Raw genomic sequence first — 18056 nt, forward strand, 5'->3', positions numbered from 1 at the left:
CTCCTCCCCCTTCGATGCCGGCACGCCCGTCGTGCCGGCATCGGCGTTTTCGGGGGCGGTCAACCGCTCATGTCGTGACCACCCTCGCCGCGCCTCTCCGGGTGATGTCGCTTTCGTCCACACCATAGCTTGCACTTCCGATAGTAGGATGCCCAAGTATCTGGTCCTGCAAGGAGGAGAGCCATGGCCGAGCTGCACGTGCCCGCCAACCCGGTTCGGTTCGTCACCGCGGCCAGCCTGTTCGACGGGCACGACGCCGCGATCAACATCATGCGGCGGATCCTGCAGCGCCAGGGCGCCGAGGTGATCCACCTGGGCCACAACCGCTCGGTCGACGAGGTCGTGACCGCGGTGATCCAGGAGGACGCCCAGGGCGTGGCGGTCAGCTCGTACCAGGGCGGGCACGTCGAGTACTTCTCCTACCTGGTCGAACTCCTGCGCGAGCGCGGAGCCGGGCACGTGAAGGTCTACGGCGGGGGCGGCGGCGTGATCGTGCCTGCCGAGATCGACCTGCTCCACGAGCGCGGCGTTGCCCGCATCTTCTCCCCCGACGACGGCCAGCGGCTCGGCCTGCCCGGGATGATCAACGTGATGATCCGCGAGTGTGACGTCGACCTCGCGAGCCGGCCTCCGCAGTCGTTCGAGGGACTGTTCGCCGGCGAGCACGCCACGCTCGCCCGCACGCTCACCCTCGCCGAGGCCGGACGACTGCCGTCCGGCCTCGACCTGGAGCCCCGCCGAGCGGTCCCCGTGCTGGGCGTCACCGGCACCGGCGGCTCGGGCAAGTCGAGCCTCACCGACGAGCTGGTGCGCCGGTTCCGGCTCGACCAGGAGGACAAGCTCCGCATCGCCGTGCTCGCCGTCGACCCGACCCGCCGCCGGGGCGGGGGCGCACTGCTCGGCGACCGGATCCGGATGAACGCCCTCAGCGGTGACCGGGTCTTCTTCCGCTCCATGGCCACCCGCGGCGCCGACAGCTCACTTCCCGAGCACCTCGGCGACATGATCGCGGTGCTGCGCGCGGCCGGGTTCGACCTGGTGATCGTCGAGACGCCCGGCATCGGACAGGGCGACGCGGGCATCGTGCCGTTCGTCGACCGCTCGCTGTACGTGATGACGCCGGAGTTCGGGGCGGCGTCACAGCTCGAGAAGATCGACATGCTCGACTTCGCGGACGTCGTCGCGATCAACAAGTTCGAGCGGCGCGGGGCCGAGGACGCCCGCCGTGACGTGGGCCGCCAGCTCGTGCGCAACCGCGAGGCCTTCGGCGCGTCGTGGGAGGACATGCCCGTCTTCGGCACGAGCGCCGCCACCTTCAACGACGAGGGCGTCACCGCGCTCTACCAGCACGTCGTCGCCCTGCTCACGGAGAACGGGCTGGTGACCGGCGAGGGCCGGCTCCCGCGCACCGACCGGCGCACCTCCTCCGAGCACGCAGCGATCATCCCGTCGAACCGCACGCGCTACCTCTCCGAGATCGCCGAGACCGTCCGGGCCTACCACTCGGCCACCGAGACGGCCGTGGACGCGGCGCGGCAGCGCCAGCACCTGCGCACCGCTAACTCGGCCCTGCAGGCGGCTGGGGCCGAGCAGGGGGCGCTTCCCGAGCTACTGGAGCAGGCGGAGAAGGCGCTCCCGCCGGAGGCGGCGCACCTGATCGACACGTGGCCCGAGGTCGTGGAGGCCTACTCGGGCGACGAGATGGTGGTCCGGGTCCGCGACAAGGAGCTGCGCACGCAGCTCACCCGCGAGACGCTCTCGGGCAACCGGGTGCGCCGGGTGGCGCTGCCCCGCTACACCGAGGACGCGGAGCTGCTGCGCTTCCTGCGCCGGGAGAACCTGCCGGGGAGGTTCCCGTTCACCGCCGGGGTGTTCGCGTTCAAGCGTGAGGGTGAGGACCCAGCGCGCATGTTCGCCGGCGAGGGCGACGCGTTCCGCACCAACCGGCGCTTCAAGCTCCTGTCCGCCGACTCGCCGGCCAAGCGCCTGTCCACCGCGTTCGACTCCGTCACGCTCTACGGGCGCGAGCCCGACACCCGCCCGGACGTCTACGGCAAGGTCGGCACGTCCGGCGTCTCGATCGCGACCTTCGACGACATGAAGGCGCTCTACGACGGGTTCGACCTGACCTCGCCGACCACGTCGGTGTCGATGACGATCAACGGTCCGGCACCCACGATTCTCGCCTTCTACCTCAACACCGCGATCGACCAGCAGGTGGAGAAGTTCCGCGCGGAGCACGGGCGCGCACCGTCGGAGCAGGAGCACACGGAGCTCACCGCATTCGCGCTGCAGAACGTGCGCGGAACGGTGCAGGCCGACATCCTCAAGGAGGATCAGGGGCAGAACACCTGCATCTTCTCCACCGAGTTCTCGCTGCGGATGATGGCCGACATCCAGGAATGGTTCATCCAGCAGAAGGTGCGGAACTTCTACTCGGTCTCCATCTCCGGCTACCACATCGCCGAGGCCGGGGCCAACCCCATCAGCCAGCTCGCGTTCACGCTGGCCAACGGCTTCACCTTCGTCGAGAGCTATCTCAGCCGCGGGATGGATGTCGACGACTTCGCCCCCAACCTGTCGTTCTTCTTCTCCAACGGGATGGACGCCGAGTACTCGGTGATCGGCCGGGTGGCGCGGCGGATCTGGGCAGTTGCGATGCGCGACCGGTACGGCGCGAACGAGCGGTCGCAGAAACTCAAGTACCACGTGCAGACATCGGGGCGGTCGCTGCACGCGCAGGAGATGGACTTCAACGACATCCGCACCACGCTGCAGGCGTTGTGCGCGCTCTACGACAACGCGAACTCGCTGCACACCAACGCGTTCGACGAGGCGGTCACCACGCCCACCGAGTCGTCGGTGCGCCGGGCGATGGCGATCCAGCTGATCATCAACCGCGAGTGGGGCCTGTCGATGAACGAGAACCCGCTGCAGGGTTCGTTCATCATCGACGAGCTCACCGACCTCGTCGAGGAGGCCGTGCTCGCGGAGTTCGACCGGATCTCCGAGCGCGGCGGGGTGCTCGGGGCGATGGAGACCGGCTACCAGCGGGGGCGCATCCAGGACGAGTCGCTGCTGTACGAGCAGCGCAAGCACGACGGCACGCTGCCGATCGTCGGGGTCAACACGTTCCTGCGCGAAGGCTCCACGACCCCCGTCGAGATCGAGCTCGCCCGCGCCACCGAGGCGGAGAAGAAGAGCCAGCTCGACCGGCTCGCCGACTTCAAGGCCCGTCACACCGGCGAAGCACCCGACGCGATCCGGCGGCTGCAGGACGTCGCGACCGGTGACGGCAACGTATTCGACGAGCTGATGAGGGCCGCCCGCGTCTGCAGCCTCGGTCAGCTCACCGACGCCTTCTTCGAGGTCGGCGGACAGTACCGGCGCAACATGTGACAGACCTGTCCCACGCTCTATCGGGATAGGTTCCAACAGTGACTACCACGCCGCAGGACCAAGGCCGGGCGCCCCGCCATGCGCCCGACCTCCGTGCGGCCACGCTCGACGCCGCGGCCGCCCTGTTCGCCGCGGAGGGGCCCAGCGGACTGGTCGTGCGGCGCATCGCCGCTGCGGCCGGCTGCTCGACGATGGCCGTCTACCACTACTTCGAGGGCAAGCCGGGGCTGCTCGAAGCGTTGTACGACGAGGGACACAAGCGGTTGAGCGACGCCCAGCGCCTCCGGCAGTTCACCGACGACCCGGAGGCGGACGTCCGCAACACCTGCCTCGCCTACCGGGAATTCGCCCTCGCCCACCCCGGCTACTTCCAGGTGATGTTCGGCCGCCGCGACCCCGGATTCCCGCGCCCCTCCGGTGAGGCCCGCGCCCGAGGGCGCGAGAACTACGCCCGGTTCATCGAGGTGGTGCGGCGGTGGGGGGAGCAGAGCCCGCTCGTCACCGACGCCGAGTCCGCAGCCCACGCGATCTGGGCATGCGGCCACGGGCTGATGATGCTCGAACTGACCGGCAACGCCCCGCGAGCCGACCTCACCGCCCGCTACGCCACGGCCATCGACGCCACGATGCGCGGCCTGGAGAAGTAACCCCGCCCTACCGCTCACGGGACATGGAGGTCGGCGTGCGGGTTGCCGACCATCCGGGCGGGATCGACGATGCGGTCGTAGTCCTCCGCGGCCACGCCGAGGGCGAGGGCTGCGTCGCGGAGGCTCGAACCGTCGTGGTCGGCCTTGTGCGCGATCTTCGACGCCTGGTCGTAGCCGATGGTCGGGCTCAGCGCGGTGACCAGCATCAGTGAGCGTCCGACCAGCTCGCTGATGCGGTCGCGGTCGAGTTCGGTGCCGCAGACGCTGTAGCGGCGCAGCTTGTCGCTCGCATCGGCGAGGATCCGGGCCGAGTGCAGGACGTTGTTGATGATGATCGGGCGCATGGCGTTGAGCTCGAAGTTGCCCTGCGCCCCGGCCGCGGCCACGATCGAGTCCTCCCCCATCACCTGCAGGCAGACCATCACCATGGCTTCTTGCTGGGTCGGGTTGACCTTGCCGGGCATGATCGAGGAACCGGGCTCGTTCGCCGGCAGGACCAGCTCGTGCAGCCCTGCCCGCGGCCCCGAGGCCAGCCAGCGCATGTCGTTGGCGATCTTCATCAGGGCTACGGCCAGCCCGCGTATCCCTGCGCTCACCGCCACCATGGCATCAAGTGAGCCCTGAGCGGCGAACTTGTTGGGCGCGGTGACGAACGGGTGCCCGGTCAACTCGGCGATCTTGGCGGCGATCTGCTCGCCGAACCCGCATGGGGCGTTCAGGCCCGTGCCGACGGCCGTGCCCCCGGCCGCCAACTGATGACACCCCACCAACGCCTGGGCCAGACGCTCGCGCGCGTCGCGCAGCTGAGTGGCCCAGCCCGACCACTCCTGACCGACTGTCAGCGGGGTGGCGTCCTGCAGGTGGGTACGGCCGATCTTGACCACGTCCACCCAGCGGACCGCCCCCTCCTCGATCGCCTCCACGAGCGCATCCACCCGCGGGAACAGGTATCCGGTCACCTCCAGCACGGTGGCGATGTGCATCGCGGTCGGGAACGTGTCGTTGGACGACTGGCCCAGGTTCACGTGATCGTTGGGATGCACCGGGGACTTCGTTCCGAGCTCACCGCCCAGCAACTGACTGGCCCGGTTGGCCAGCACCTCGTTGACGTTCATGTTCGACTGGGTGCCCGACCCCGTCTGCCACACATATAGCGGGAACTCGCTGTCCAGGTCCCCGGCAAGGACCTCGTCCGCCGCCTGCACGATCGCCGCGGTCCGGTGCTGGTCCAGCCGGCCGGCGGCCTGGTTGACCAGCGCGGCGGCCTTCTTCACATATCCGTAGGCGTGGTACACGCGCACCGGCATCCGGTCGTCGCCGATGGAGAAGTGGATCAGCGATCGCTGGGTCTGCGCGCCCCAGTAGTGCTCGGCGGGCACCTCGATCTTCCCCATCGAGTCGCTCTCCACCCGCGTGCCGCTGCGCCGCCCGGTCCCGATCGGCACGCCCATCACGCCACCACCTGCGGGTAGACCGGCTGCCACATCGCGTCCTGTACGTCCTGCACCAGGTTGCCGAGCTCGGCGCGAGCCTCGCCCTCCTCCTGCGCCCGGCGGGCGACCGCCACCGCCACCGTCGCGGAGCTCGCCCGCAGGTCGGCCACGTCCGGCAGCAACGCAGCACCGGGCGTTCCGGTGTCCGCCAGCCCGGCCACCGCCTCCGCGGCAGCGATGATCATCCCAGGGCTGACGTGCGCAGCCTTGGCCACGACGGTGCCCAGCCCCAGACCCGGGTACAGCAACGCGTTGTTGGCCTGCCCGATCCGATAGGTGGTCCCGTCCAACTCGACCGGATCCCACGGGGTGCCGGTGCCCACCAGCGCCCGCCCATCGGTCCAGCGCAGCACGTCGGCGGGGTGGGCCTCGATCTTCTCGGTCGGGTTGGACAGCGGGAAGACCAGCGGCCGCTCGACGTGCGCGGCCATCTCCCGCACCACCTGCTCGGTGAACCCACCGCCCTGCTTCGAGGTGCCCACCAGGATCGTCGGATGCACCTGGGCGACCGTGGTCGCCAGATCGATCCGCCCGTCCCCGCCACGCTCCCACCCCGACACCTCGGCGGCAGGCCGTGCGTAGGGCACCTGGAAGTCGCGCAGGTCCGACATGTCGTCCAGCAGCAGACCCTGCTGGTCCACCAACCACACCTGGCGCGTGGCCTTCTCCTGGTCGGCTCCGGCCCGGACCATCGCGTCACGGATCTGGTCGGCGATCCCGACCCCCGCCGTGCCCGCCCCGAACACCACCACGCGCTGGTCGCTCATCGACGTCCGTGCCACCCGGATACCGGCCAGTACCGCCGCCAGCGTGATCGCGCCGGTGCCCTGGATGTCGTCGTTGAACACGCACGCCTTCTGCGAGTACCGGTTCAGGATCCGATGCGCGTTGCTCGCCCCGAAGTCCTCGAAATGCAGCAAGGCGTTCGGGAACCGCCGCGACACCGCGGTCACGTACGCATCCACCAGCGCGTCGTACGCGGCACCGGTCGTCCGCGCGTGCCGCACCCCCACATAGAGCGGGTCGTTCAGCAACGCCTCGTTGTCCGTGCCGGCGTCCAGCATCACCGGGATCACGCGGGACGGGTCGATGCCCGCGGCCGCCGCGTAGATCGCCAACTTGCCCTGGGCGATCGCCACCCCGTTCGTGCCCCAGTCGCCGATCCCCAGGATCGCCCCGGCATCCGTGGCCACGAGCAGGTCCACGTCGTCGGCACCCAACCCGTAGTTGGTGAACGCCGTCTCCACCGCACCCGGGTCGTCCACCGACAGATACACGCCACGCGGACGCTGGAACTCGTGGCTGTACTGCTCCACCGCCTGAGCGATCACCGGGTCATAGACCACCGGAAGCATCTCGACCAGATGATCCACCAGGAGCTTGTAGTACAAGGTCTCGTTGCGATCCCGCAGGGCTTCCATGAACGAGTTGCGGGCCAGCCCGTCGGGCTGACGCCGATATTGCTCGTACGCGCGTACCGCCTGCTGATCCAGGGTCAACGCCGCCGGTGGCAACAGCCCCACGAGACCGAGTTCCTCCCGCTCCCGCTCCGTGAAAGCCGTGCCGTGGCTACGCAACGGATCACGCAGCAACTCGCGGCCCTGCTCCGCCACACCCGTTCCGGACACCAGCGATGACTTCTGCGTGCTTATGGGCATCTCCGAACTCATGTCGGGTTAATCACACCCGCCACGGTCACCGCACTCGACAGGAGCCGACATCACATATTCGGGTGAGCTGCTAGCCCTCCCGCCGCCGACACCGGGAAGAAAGCGCTGGCAGGAAAGCCGACGTCCGAGGGAACTGAGAAAACACTCAGTTGATCAATCACGGAAGTGGGTGCCGGCGAGGCGCCGATGTCACCCCAGAAGGCACTGGCATTGATCGGCAATACTGAGACCGGCGACCCGCGAGCCGAAAAAGGGCGACCACGGGGAGAAAACGGGCGACTCGCGACTGTTCGGTACCTTTGAGGCAAGTTATCCTTCGTGCACTACTCGCGGATTTTCCCCACTTCGCACGACTCGTCCAATTTTCGAGCTCATTCTCGCGACGACGCCCCGCCGGCCGCGTGCTATAACGTTTGTTATAGCCGGGCCAGCGGCCGTCCCGATGCCGAAGCACTGTGGAGGAGGCCACCGACATGGGCGGGTCCAGGTTGTCGTCGGGGCTGTCCTTCGTGCAGGGCGCCGTTGACGATCCGCTCCGGGAGGTGACCGTCGGCGACGCGCTGGATCTCGCTGCCGCGGCCTGGGGACCACGTACGGCACTGGTGGAGTTCGGGGCCGGTAGCGCACGGCGGCGGTGGACCTTCGACGAGCTCCGCCTCGACGCGCTGCGCGTGGCGCGCGCGATGCTGGAGCGCTTCCGGCCGGGCGAGCACGTCGCCGTCTGGGCGGCGAACCTCCCGGAGTGGGTTCTACTGGAGATGGGGGCCGCCTACGCAGGCCTCACCCTCGTGACGGTCAACCCGGCGTACCAGGTGGGCGAGCTGACGCACGTGCTCGGCCAGTCCCGCTGCAACGGAGCGATCGTCCAGGACACCTACCGCGGGCGCGATCTCGTGCCGGTCGTCGAGAAGGCTCGGCCCGAGCTTCCCGCGCTGCGCGACGTCGTCGCCCTCTCCGGCTGGGACGACTTCCTGGCCTCTGGTGACCCGTCCCGCGAGCTGCCGCCCGTGGAGCCTGGCGACACCGCCCAGATCCAGTACACCTCCGGCACGACGGGCACCCCGAAGGGCGCGGAGCTCACCCACCGTGGGCTGGTCAACGTCGCCCGGTATTCCGCGATGGCGAAAGGCGCGGGGCCGGACGACGTCTGGGTCAACCCGATGCCGATGTTCCACACGGCGGGCTGCGGGCTCGCCACGCTCGGGGCCCTGCAGACCGGCGGCATCCACGTGCTGCTGCCCGAGTTCGACGCCGCGGTGATGCTGGACGCCGTCGAGTCCGAGCGCGGCACCGTCATCCTGAGCGTGCCGACGATGCTCATCCGCATGCTCGACGAGCAGTCGGCACGGCCGCGGGACGTGTCGAGCTGGCGCCTCTCGTCGCTCGGGGGCGCCCCGGTCCCTCCGGAGCTGGTGCGGCGGGCGCAACGCGAGCTGGGCCTCGTGGTCACCATCGGGTTCGGCCAGACCGAGGCCTCGCCCTACATCACCCACACCTTGCCCGACGACCCGAACCCGAACTGGGTCACCACGGTCGGCCGCCCGCTCCCGCACTGCGAGGTGCGTATCAGCGACCCGGAGAGTGGAGCAACGGTGCCGCTCCGCGTGGTGGGTGAGGTGTGCGCGCGTGGCTACGGGGTGATGAAGGGCTACTTCGACGCCCCGGAGGCCACCGCCGCCGCCGTGGACCCCGACGGTTGGCTGCACACGGGCGATCTCGGGAGCATGGACGACCTCGGCTACCTCCGCATCGAGGGCCGGCTGAAAGACATGATCATCCGCGGCGGGGAGAACATCTATCCCCGCGAGATCGAGGATCTCCTCTTCACCCATCCCCAGGTCGCCGACGTATCGGTGGTCGGGCTACCCGACCCGGAGTGGGGCGAGACGGTGGCCGCCTTCGTCCGGCCCGTCCCGGGCACCTGCCCGAGCGTCGAGGAGCTGGTCGAGTTCAGCCGGCGCCACCTCGCCCGGTACAAGACGCCGCGGGTGTGGCAGTTCCTGGAGAACTTCCCGCAGACGACGTCCGGCAAGATCCAGAAGTTCCTACTGCGCGAGAACTACCTGGCGCAGCATGGGGTCGGCTTTGCGGAATGACCGGGCTCCCCATCCGGGGGGTGGGGAGCCCGGTCCGATGTTCCAGGAGACGGCGTCAGCGGCTGGCCGCGTCCGCCATGTCGTGCATGCCTCTGCCCGGGTAGCCGTAGGCGTCGCGCACCGCCTTGCCCCAGGGCCGGAGGATCTCCACGAGCGTCGGGAGATCGTCACCGAGGGCGTCGACGATCGGACGGCACTGCCTGTCGGTGGCCTCCTCGACCGCCTCGCGCTGGGCGCGCCCGTCCTCGGTCAGCGCCCCGTCGGCCACGAGCCCGCGACTCACCAGACGCTCGTACGCTGCATCGAGCTGCTCGTCGGTCCATGCCCGCGAACGGACGTACGTGCGCATCGGCATCCCCCAGTACGCCTCGCTGAGCAGACCGATCTCCGTGGCGTCGAAGCCTGCTGCCGTCCAGGACGCGATGTGCGCGTCGCCGCGGTACTCGCGCAGCATGTCGCCGAGGCGCCAGACGTCGCCGACCGGATCACCGGGCAGGCCCACCGACCGGAGCCCGCTGAACAGCGGCCTGCCCTCGGGACGCAGCGGCTCGACGGCCCGCTCGAGCAGGGGCCGCGCCTCGTCGATGCGATCGGGGCGCTCCCCCAGGATCCGGACGAGCTGCGCTGTGGCACCGCGCGTGCGTGCGTCGGAGATCGTGGCGGAGTCGGTGAGCGTCCATCCGTATCCCACGGCCTTGACCACGACGTCGGGGTTGAACACCCCGAACGCCGCGGCCACCACCTGGCCCGGCACCTGGCCCAGCAGCGATCCACGGCTGCAGAAGTACGCGGGCCCGTCGGGTGCGGCAACGCCGCTGTTCGTCGCCGGGCTGCCGCTGAATCCGAGCGCCGCGTAGGCCTCGTGACACTCCGGTGCGAAGTACACCTGTCCGGTCACAGGCTCGAGGGCTCCTGCTAGTGCGCGTGCTGCGGGGGTCAACCCGGCCTCCTGTGGTCGCGATCATCGGTGATCTGCCGAGCGCGGCGAAGCGTCGCGCTGCTCATGATCTGATCGTGTTGCGGCACCGCATATCAACCCTTGATCCGGCAGCGCCCGTTGCCACGATGCTCAGCAAGGAGCCCGCGCCATGCCCGAGCGCACCGTCGCCGTCAACGGCATCGAGATGCACGTCGTGGAGGAAGGCACCGGGATGCCGGTGATCTTCTCCCACGGGTTCCCGGAGCTCGCCTACTCCTGGCGCCACCAGATCCCCGCGGTCGCCTCGGCCGGCTACCGGGCGATCGCCCCCGACCAGCGGGGATACGGCCGGACGTCGGCCCCGGAGGGCGTCGACGAGTACGACATCCTGCATCTGAGCGGTGATCTCATCGCACTGCTCGACGAGCTCGGCGAGGAGAAGGCCGTGTTCGTGGGCCACGACTGGGGCTCGATGGTCGTCTGGCAGACCGCGTTGCTGCACCCCGACCGCGTTGCCGGGGTGTGCGGGATGAGCGTGCCGTTCGTGCCGCGAGCGCAGCGGCCGCCCACGGAGCTCTGGCGGGCCGCATTCGGCGAGTCGTTCTTCTACATCCTCTACTTCCAGGAGCCCGGCGTCGCCGACGCGGAGCTCGGCGCCGATCCCGCCCGGACGATGCGGCGGCTGCTCGCCGGCCTGCGCACCGACCAGGAAGCCGACGGGATCCTGCGTAACGACAACGACGGCCGTGGCTTCCTCGACCGTCTCCCGGAGCCGCAGGAGCTGCCGAGCTGGCTGCGGCCTTTCGAGCTGGAGCACTACGTGCAGGAGTTCCGCCGCACGGGCTTCACCGGCGGCCTGAACTGGTACCGCAACTTCGACCGCAACTGGGAGCTCACCCCGCAGCTCGCGGGCGCGCGCGTCGCGGTGCCCAGCTTCTTCATCAGTGGTGCGCTCGACCCGGTGCTGGTGATGAGGCCGCCCGCCCAGCAGGACGAATGGCTGGCCGACCACCGCGGCAGCGTCATCATCGACGGTGCCGGCCACTGGGTGCAGCAGGAGGAGCCCGACCAGGTCAACCGCGCGCTGCTCGGGTTCCTCGACTCGATCAGCCGGTAACCGCGTCGCTTGCCGCACCCCGGATCACCACCGGCTCCGGGGCCACGGCCTGCGGGGACGGCATCCGGCGCAGCCACAGTGCGAGCCCCAGCGCCACCACCAGCAGCCCGCTGACGTAGACCGCCACCCCGAACCAGCCCGCGCTGTCGTACGCGATGCCCCCGACGGCTCCGCCGATGCTGCTGCCCAGGTAATAGGCGCACAGGTACAGCGAGGACGCCACGCCGGGAGATCCCCCCGGCAGGAGCGTCGCGCGTCTGCCGACCCAACTGCTCGCCAGCGAGTGGGCGCCGAAGAACCCGACGGTGACGAGCAGGAGTCCGGCCAGGACGGCGATCAGGTGGTCCGGGACGGTCACCCAGGCACCGAGCACGCCGACGAGCGTCGCACCCCACATCACCTTGCGGCGCCCGATCCGGTCGCCGAGGCGTCCGGCCGTCGTCGAGGCCCACGTGCCCGCGATGTAGCCGAGGAAGATCAGGCCGACGAGCTGGGCCGGCAGGTCGAACGGCGCGGCGAGCAGCCGGAACCCCAGGTAGTTGTAAACCGTCACGAACGCGCCCATCACCAGGAACCCGATGCCGAACAGGCACAGCAGGCCGGGGTCGCGCAGGTGCACGAAGGTCAGCGGAGTCAGCTCGCGGAACCGCACCCGCGGCGGCGCCTCGGCGACTGTGGGCGGTAGCACCAGCCGGAACGCCACGGTGCAGATGATCGACAGCACGCCGATCACACCGAGGCCGATCCGCCAGCCCGCCACGTCGGCCACGGCACCGGCGATCAGCCGTCCGGAGAGGCCGCCGAGGGTGTTCCCCGCGATCATGAGCCCGATGGCGCTGCCCAGCCACTGTGGAGCCACTTCGCGTGTCATGTGGGACATCGCGAGAGCCGGGAGCGCGGCGATCGCCACGCCCTGCAGCGCCCGAATCCCGACGAGGGCGGGGAAGTTCGGAGCCAGAGGTGCGAGCACGCCCAGCACCGCGGTGGTAGCCAGCGCGATCGTCATCACACGCACCCGGCCCCACGACTCGGCCAGTGTGGAGAGCGGGACGACGGCGATGGCGAGGGCCCCCGTCGTGGCGGAGAGGGCGAGGCTGGACGTCGACGAGGACAACCCGAACTGGGACGCGAGCGTCGGTAGCAGCCCCTGGACGCAGTAGACCAGCACGAACGTGGCGAGGCCCGCGCACCACATCGCCGCACCCAGCCGGCGGTAGCCCGGGGTGCCGCGCTCGTGTCCGCTTCCGCGCCCGGGGGCCTGTGGGACCGCGGCGGTGGCCGGGGACGAGGGGGGAGAAGAAGTCGTTGCCATCGCTATCTAAGTTAGGTCGACCCGCCTCATGCGTCCAATGCATGTTCGAGAGAGCCATAATGCAGTTATGGATGAACCGTGGGCGCTCGCAGTCGCACCCCGCCTCGCCCAGTTCGTCGCCGTCGCGCGGGCCGAGCACATGACGCACGCCGCGGAGGAGATCGGCGTCCCGCAGTCGACGCTCAGCCGCAGCATCGCGCGGCTGGAGGCCGATCTCGGGGTCGGGCTGTTCGTGCGGACAGGCCGGACGGTGCGGCTCACACGAGAGGGACGCACACTGCTGCGCCACGCCGAACGAGCGCTGGGCGAGCTCACGGCGGCGGTCCGAGAGATCCAGGGCGACGCCGACGAGCTGCACGGCCGGATCGGCCTGGCGTTCCTGACCACCCTCGGAGTGGCGGCCGTCCCGCGGCTGCTGCGCGACTTCCGCGCCACCCACCCGGACGTGCGCTTCACCCTGATGCAGGGCCCGCACGCGCTGCTGCTCGAGCGGCTGCGTTCCGGGGACGCCGACCTCGCCCTCACCTCACCCTTGCCGGACGAGCCGGGGCTCGTCGCCGAGCCGCTCGACGAGGAGGAACTGCGGCTCGCGGTGCCGGCCGACCATCCCCTCGCCACCCACCGCGAGGGCGTCGCGCTCGCCGAGGCCGCCCGCGAGCCGTTCATCGGCTTCCAGAGGGGCTTCGGCATGCGCGGCACAGTGGACGCGTGGTGCCGCGAGGCCGGGTTCGTCCCGCGCGTGGCCTTCGAGGGCGGCGACGCCGAGACGCTGCGCGGGCTCGTCGGGGCCGGGCTCGGGGTGGCACTTCTACCGATGGCCGTGCACCCGGCCACGCCCGAGGTGGTCGAGCTGCCGGTCACCACGCCCCGGACCACGCGGACGATCGGCCTGGTACGGGTGCGCGACCGTCGACTCACCCCGCCGGTGCAGGCGCTGGAGACCTTCCTGCGACACCGCCCGCTGCTCCGGACCTGGTGACGGTCATTTCTTGCTTTTCGCCGTTATCACCACAGAACGGGCATCGACGAAAACACTGGCCGCATATGCTCGGTGATCCGTCACAGACCGAGCCAGGAAGACCCTTATGCGCCTTGCCGTACCCGATCTCGTGTCCAATTCCTACTTTCCCGCGGTTGCCGCGGTCGAGCTGGGATTCATGCGGGAGGAGGGGCTCGACGTCGAGCTCGACCTGCTGTTCCCGGTCACCGACGCCGTGGCCGCGCTACGTGACGGGGCGATCGACTTCCTCGCCGGCTCCGCGCACGCCCCCGTCTACGCCGAACCCGGCTGGCAGGACGTCCAGTTGCTGAGCGCGCTGGCCCGCAACATGTACTGGTTCCTGGTCGTGCGGCCCGACCTCGATGTCGATCGAACCACGCTGACCCACCTCGCGAACGTCCGGATCGGCGCCGCACCCGGGCCCGACCTGGGGCTGCGCCGCCTGCTGGCGACAGAAGGGCTCGACCTCGCCGCCGCGGGCGTCACCATCGAACCTGTCCGCGGGGCCAATGCCGGCAACGTGTCCTTCGGTGTGACCGCTGCCCAGGCGCTGGCCGACGGTCGGATCGACGCCTTCTGGGCCAACGGAATGGGCGCCGAGGTGGCCGTACGCCGCGGGGTCGGCCGCGTGATCGTCGACGCACGCCGGGACGCGAGCCCGGCATCGCTCTTCACCTTCCCGGCGCTCATGGCGACCAGGCGCACGATCCGGGACGAGCCGAACGCCACCGCGGCCGCCGTGCGCGGCATCGCTCGGGCGCAGTCGGAGTTGCGCGCCGATCCGGGGCGGGCCACCGACGTCGGCCGGGCCCTGTTCCCGGCGATGGAGGCCGGGCTGATCGCCGAACTGGTCGCGCGTGACGTCGACTTCTACCAGCAGGCGATCTCGCCGGAGGCCGTCAGCGGCCTCGTCGAGTTCACCCGTGACAGTGGGCTGACCAGCGGCGACGCAGGCTATGACGACGTGGTTTCGCCTGCCGCGCAGAAACTGTGGGCCTAACGCCGGCCCGTCATGTCATCGACGTGACGTCCGCCCCGAGGTGCACCGGCGTGCGGAGCAAGGCGAACACGACGTGCCTGCGCAGCGTGAAGCCCATGTGCTCGTAGAGCCGGATCGCCGTGGTGTTGGTGGCCGCCGCGTGCAGGTACGGCACGTCACCGCGCTCCCGGATCACCGCTCCGACCGCCCGGATCAAGCGCGATGCCAGGCCACGGCCCCGATAGGCCGGGTCCGTGCAGACCGCGCTGATCTCCGACCAGCCCGGCGGCCGCAACCGCTCCCCGGCCATCGCGACGAGCGCGCCGTCGATGCGGATACCCAGATAGGTGCCCATCAGGCGGGTGTTGGGTTCGAACGGGCCCGGCTGCGTGCGGGCCACGAGGTCGAGCATCTCGGGCACGTCGGCGGCGCCCAGCAGCACGGCCTCGGGATCCGGGCCCACCTCGACGGCGGAGCCGACCATCTGCACGCCCTCGCCCGCACGGGCCTCCCAGCCCTCGGGCGGCGTGCGCGAAGCCCCGGTGATCACCACGTTCTCCCCCGGACCGGCGAGGAGGGCGAGATCGGCCCAGTCCTCGGGGGCAGGCTCGCTGGGAAGTGCGGCGAACCGCGTCACATCCGGCCGGTACCGCGCCGCGCGCCCTCGAACTTCTGCGAGGTCTGCCTGCGGTCCGGTGATCGCCGCCCATACGGAGTTGTCCAGGGGATGTTCCGCCACAGCCGGAGCAACCGATTGATGGCGTGATCAGTTCCCGTCCGGTGTGTGAGATCAGTCGACGTGGTCCGGTGCGATCCGATGAGCGAGGCGCAGCAGCGCCCCCCACGCCAACTCGTCGGCGTTCTCGTCGGCCAGATCGTCCTGTGCGGTGCCTTCGAGCTGGCGGGCGGTGTGCTCGCACACGTCAGCCGGAGGCACCACGAGCTCGCCCCCGGCCTGGGCCGCGATCTGGATCTGGCACGCCCGCTCGAGGTTGAGCATCCGCAGCAGGGCCTTACCCGCGGTGCTCCCCACCGTCAGCAGCCCGTGGTTGCGCAGGATCAGCGCAGGGTGGCGGCCGAGGTCGGCGACGAGCCTGCGCTGCTCGTCGCGGTTGAGGGCGACACCTTCGTAGTCGTGGTAGCCGACCCGCTCGTAGAACTCCAGGGCGTGCTGGCTGATCGGCAGCAGGCCGCCGGCCTGGGCTGCCACGCCGACTCCCGCCTTCGTGTGGGTGTGCAGCACGCACATCGCATCGGGACGCGCGGCGTGCACGGCGCTGTGGATCACGAACCCCGCCGGGTTGACCTGGTAAGGCGTGGGCGACACCGGCCGGCCGGCCAGGTCGACCTTCACCAGCGACGACGCCGTGATCTCCTCGAAGAACAGTCCGTAGGGGTTGATCAGGAAGTGGTGCTCGGGCCCCGGGATGCGCAGCGAGATGTGGGTGAAGATCAGGTCGGTCATCCCGAAATGGGCCACGAGCCGGTAGACGGCGGCGAGCTCGCGACGCAGCTCGGTCTCCGTACGCCCGCCGGGTTCACCTGTCGGGGCTCGGCCGGGGTCCGGGAGCGTGTACGTCACGGCGCCACCGCCGCCCGCTCGCCCATCGCACACAACAGTTCGTAGCCGACGTGCGCCGCTGCGATCCCCGTGAGCTGCGCGTGGTCGTAGGCGGGCGCCACCTCGACGATGTCGGCACCCACGAGGTGCAACCCGCCGAACACACGCAGCGCCGCCAGCAGTTCGCGGCTCGTCATCCCACCGGCCTCGGGCGTGCCGGTGCCGGGAGCGTGGGCGGGATCGAGCACGTCGATGTCCACCGAGACGTACACGGGCCGGTCGCCGACCCTGGCTCGGATCCGCTCCAGCACTCCACGAATGCCCTCGGCCTCGATGTCGGGGCACGTCACCGTGGCGAAGCCCAGCCGCGCGTCGGCGTCGAGGTCGGCGGCGCCGTAGACAGGACCGCGGATCCCGACGTGCAGGCAGGCCTCCGCGTCGAGCAGCCCTTCCTCCGTCGCCCGCCGGAACGGGGTGCCGTGCGTGTAGGGGGCGCCGAAGTAGGTGTCCCACGTGTCGAGGTGGGCGTCGAAGTGCACCAGCGCGACAGGGCCGTGGCGGCGTGCGACCGACCGCAGCAGCGGCAGGGCGATGGTGTGGTCGCCACCGATCGTCAGCAGCCGCGTACCCGTGCCGAGGAGCGCGTCCGCCCCGCGCTCGATCGCGGTGATCGCCTCCGCGATGTCGAACGGGTTGACGGCGAGGTCACCGGCGTCGGCCACCTGCTGGACGGCGAACGGCGCCAGACCGGTGGCCGGGTTGTAGGGCCGCAGCAACCGCGAGCTCTCCCGGACGTGCGCAGGCCCGAACCGGGCCCCGGGCCGGTAGCTCACACCGGAGTCGAACGGGACCCCGAGCACGGCGACGTCGGCGCGGGTCACCTCGCCGAGGCGGGGCAACAGCGCGAACGTGGCCGGGCCGGCGAAACGTGGGGTGCGCGAGGCGTCGATGGGCCCGACGTGGCCCGTGGTCGCGTCCACCACCCGGGCGGCGGCCGGTTCCGGAGCCGGGCGGGTCATGCGGCACGCCCTCGCGCGCGGCGGGCACCGATCATGGGGACCTCCGGGGGCTTGCGGGAGCAGTGGCAGCCAAGCTAACCCAGCCTCGCAGGCCAGTGCTGGGAGAACGAGCGGCACGTTGATCCGCACCTGTCGGACGAGAGTGCCGCTGGTTCATGCGAGTCGGGGCAGGTACCCGCCCGTCCTCATGATCAGCGATCGGGGACGAGCAGCCGTGCCGGCAACGGCTGCACGGCAGGGGCTCGGCGGGCAGATGAACGAACGGCCCGCCCACCCGGACCTATTGGACGAGAGCCCCGCTCGTTCAGCTCCCGAGCCGGCTGGCCGGGTCGCCCGGCGAGCACCCCACCCGGCCTCATGATCATCAATTGGGGACGGGCAGCCGTGCCAGCAGCGGTTACATGGCCCCAACCGATGATCATGACACCTCAGGCCAGCGCGTAGATGAACGAGCGGCCCGCCCGCCCCGACCTATCGGACAAGAGTCCCGCTCGTCCAACGCCCGAGCCAGCCGAACGGCCGGCCTGGCGGGCACCCCGCCTGACATCATGATCAGCAATTGGGGACAAGCAGCCGCGCCAGCAGCGGCTGCACGGCCCCAACCGATGATCACGAAACCACGCGACCCGGCGGGGTAGATGCACGAACGGCCCGTCCGGCCGGACCTACTGGACGACAGCCCCGCTCGTCCAACATCTGGCCCGCCTGCCTTTCGGGAGCCCGCGCACGCACATGATCAGCAATTGGGGACCCGCAGCCGTGCCAGCAGCGGCTCCAGGGCCCGAACCGGTGATCATGAAATCGCGCGACCCGGCGGGCAGATGCACGAACGGCCCGCCCGCCC

General features: G+C 70.3%; 13 protein-coding genes. 6 read left to right on the forward strand and 7 right to left on the reverse strand.

From position 1 onward, the window contains the following. Positions 1–183 precede the first annotated feature (183 nt). Both icmF and ABD743_RS02330 read left to right on the forward strand, forming a co-directional pair. Positions 184–3399 (forward strand): fused isobutyryl-CoA mutase/GTPase IcmF, encoded by a 3216-nt coding sequence (icmF, locus tag ABD743_RS02325; protein ID WP_344718271.1) that lies wholly within the window; start codon positions 184–186, stop codon positions 3397–3399. A gap of 38 nt (positions 3400–3437) precedes the next feature. Beyond that, positions 3438–4046, forward strand: a complete 609-nt coding sequence (locus ABD743_RS02330) for a TetR/AcrR family transcriptional regulator (RefSeq protein ID WP_344718273.1) — start codon at positions 3438–3440, stop codon at positions 4044–4046. A gap of 14 nt (positions 4047–4060) precedes the next feature. Here ABD743_RS02330 and fumC read toward each other — a convergent pair whose 3' ends face one another. Both fumC and ABD743_RS02340 read right to left on the reverse strand, forming a co-directional pair. After that, a complete protein-coding gene (gene fumC, locus ABD743_RS02335; protein WP_344718275.1) occupies positions 4061–5497 on the reverse strand; it encodes a class II fumarate hydratase in 1437 nt (478 codons plus the stop codon). Continuing rightward, on the reverse strand, positions 5497–7197 hold the full coding sequence (locus tag ABD743_RS02340) for an NAD-dependent malic enzyme (RefSeq protein ID WP_344718277.1): 1701 nt from the start codon (positions 7195–7197) through the stop codon (positions 5497–5499). The genes fumC and ABD743_RS02340 overlap by 1 nt, the downstream gene beginning before the upstream one ends. Before the next feature lie 485 nt (positions 7198–7682). On the opposite strand from ABD743_RS02340, the gene ABD743_RS02345 reads away from it, so the two are divergent. After that, a complete protein-coding gene (locus ABD743_RS02345; RefSeq protein ID WP_344718279.1) occupies positions 7683–9305 on the forward strand; it encodes an AMP-binding protein in 1623 nt (540 codons plus the stop codon). Positions 9306–9360: 55 nt separating this feature from the next. On the opposite strand, the gene ABD743_RS02350 is transcribed toward ABD743_RS02345, so the two are convergent. Further along, positions 9361–10245, reverse strand: a complete 885-nt coding sequence (locus ABD743_RS02350; protein ID WP_379659060.1) for an SCO6745 family protein — start codon at positions 10243–10245, stop codon at positions 9361–9363. A gap of 148 nt (positions 10246–10393) precedes the next feature. Between ABD743_RS02350 and ABD743_RS02355 the strand changes: the two genes are divergently transcribed. After that, positions 10394–11341, forward strand: coding sequence for an alpha/beta fold hydrolase (locus tag ABD743_RS02355; protein WP_344718284.1), 948 nt, complete (start codon positions 10394–10396; stop codon positions 11339–11341). Here the strand turns inward: ABD743_RS02355 and ABD743_RS02360 are convergent. Then, entirely contained in the window at positions 11331–12653 is a 1323-nt protein-coding gene (locus ABD743_RS02360; RefSeq protein ID WP_344718286.1) for an MFS transporter, read from the reverse strand. The two genes, ABD743_RS02355 and ABD743_RS02360, sit on opposite strands and share 11 nt — an antisense overlap. 67 nt (positions 12654–12720) lie before the next feature. On the opposite strand from ABD743_RS02360, the gene ABD743_RS02365 reads away from it, so the two are divergent. After that, positions 12721–13632 (forward strand): LysR substrate-binding domain-containing protein, encoded by a 912-nt coding sequence (locus tag ABD743_RS02365; RefSeq protein WP_344718288.1) that lies wholly within the window; start codon positions 12721–12723, stop codon positions 13630–13632. Positions 13633–13738: 106 nt separating this feature from the next. Further along, positions 13739–14653, forward strand: a complete 915-nt coding sequence (locus ABD743_RS02370) for an ABC transporter substrate-binding protein (protein ID WP_344718290.1) — start codon at positions 13739–13741, stop codon at positions 14651–14653. A gap of 10 nt (positions 14654–14663) precedes the next feature. Here the strand turns inward: ABD743_RS02370 and ABD743_RS02375 are convergent, their stop codons facing one another. From ABD743_RS02375 to speB, 3 genes are read right to left on the reverse strand one after another with little or no spacing between them, the layout of a single operon-like run. Next, positions 14664–15371, reverse strand: coding sequence for a GNAT family N-acetyltransferase (locus ABD743_RS02375; RefSeq protein ID WP_344718292.1), 708 nt, complete (start codon positions 15369–15371; stop codon positions 14664–14666). Between the two features lie 51 nt (positions 15372–15422). Beyond that, positions 15423–16214, reverse strand: a complete 792-nt coding sequence (locus ABD743_RS02380) for a class II aldolase/adducin family protein (protein WP_344718294.1) — start codon at positions 16212–16214, stop codon at positions 15423–15425. Next, complete coding sequence (speB, locus tag ABD743_RS02385; RefSeq protein WP_344718296.1) at positions 16211–17212, reverse strand: agmatinase; 1002 nt, start codon at positions 17210–17212, stop codon at positions 16211–16213. Before speB ends, ABD743_RS02380 begins: the two co-directional genes overlap by 4 nt. Positions 17213–18056 lie beyond the last annotated feature (844 nt).

Origin of the sequence: Pseudonocardia yunnanensis, from assembly GCF_039534065.1 — a bacterium.
In the GTDB taxonomy this organism is placed as follows: Bacteria; Actinomycetota; Actinomycetes; order Mycobacteriales; family Pseudonocardiaceae; genus Pseudonocardia; species Pseudonocardia yunnanensis.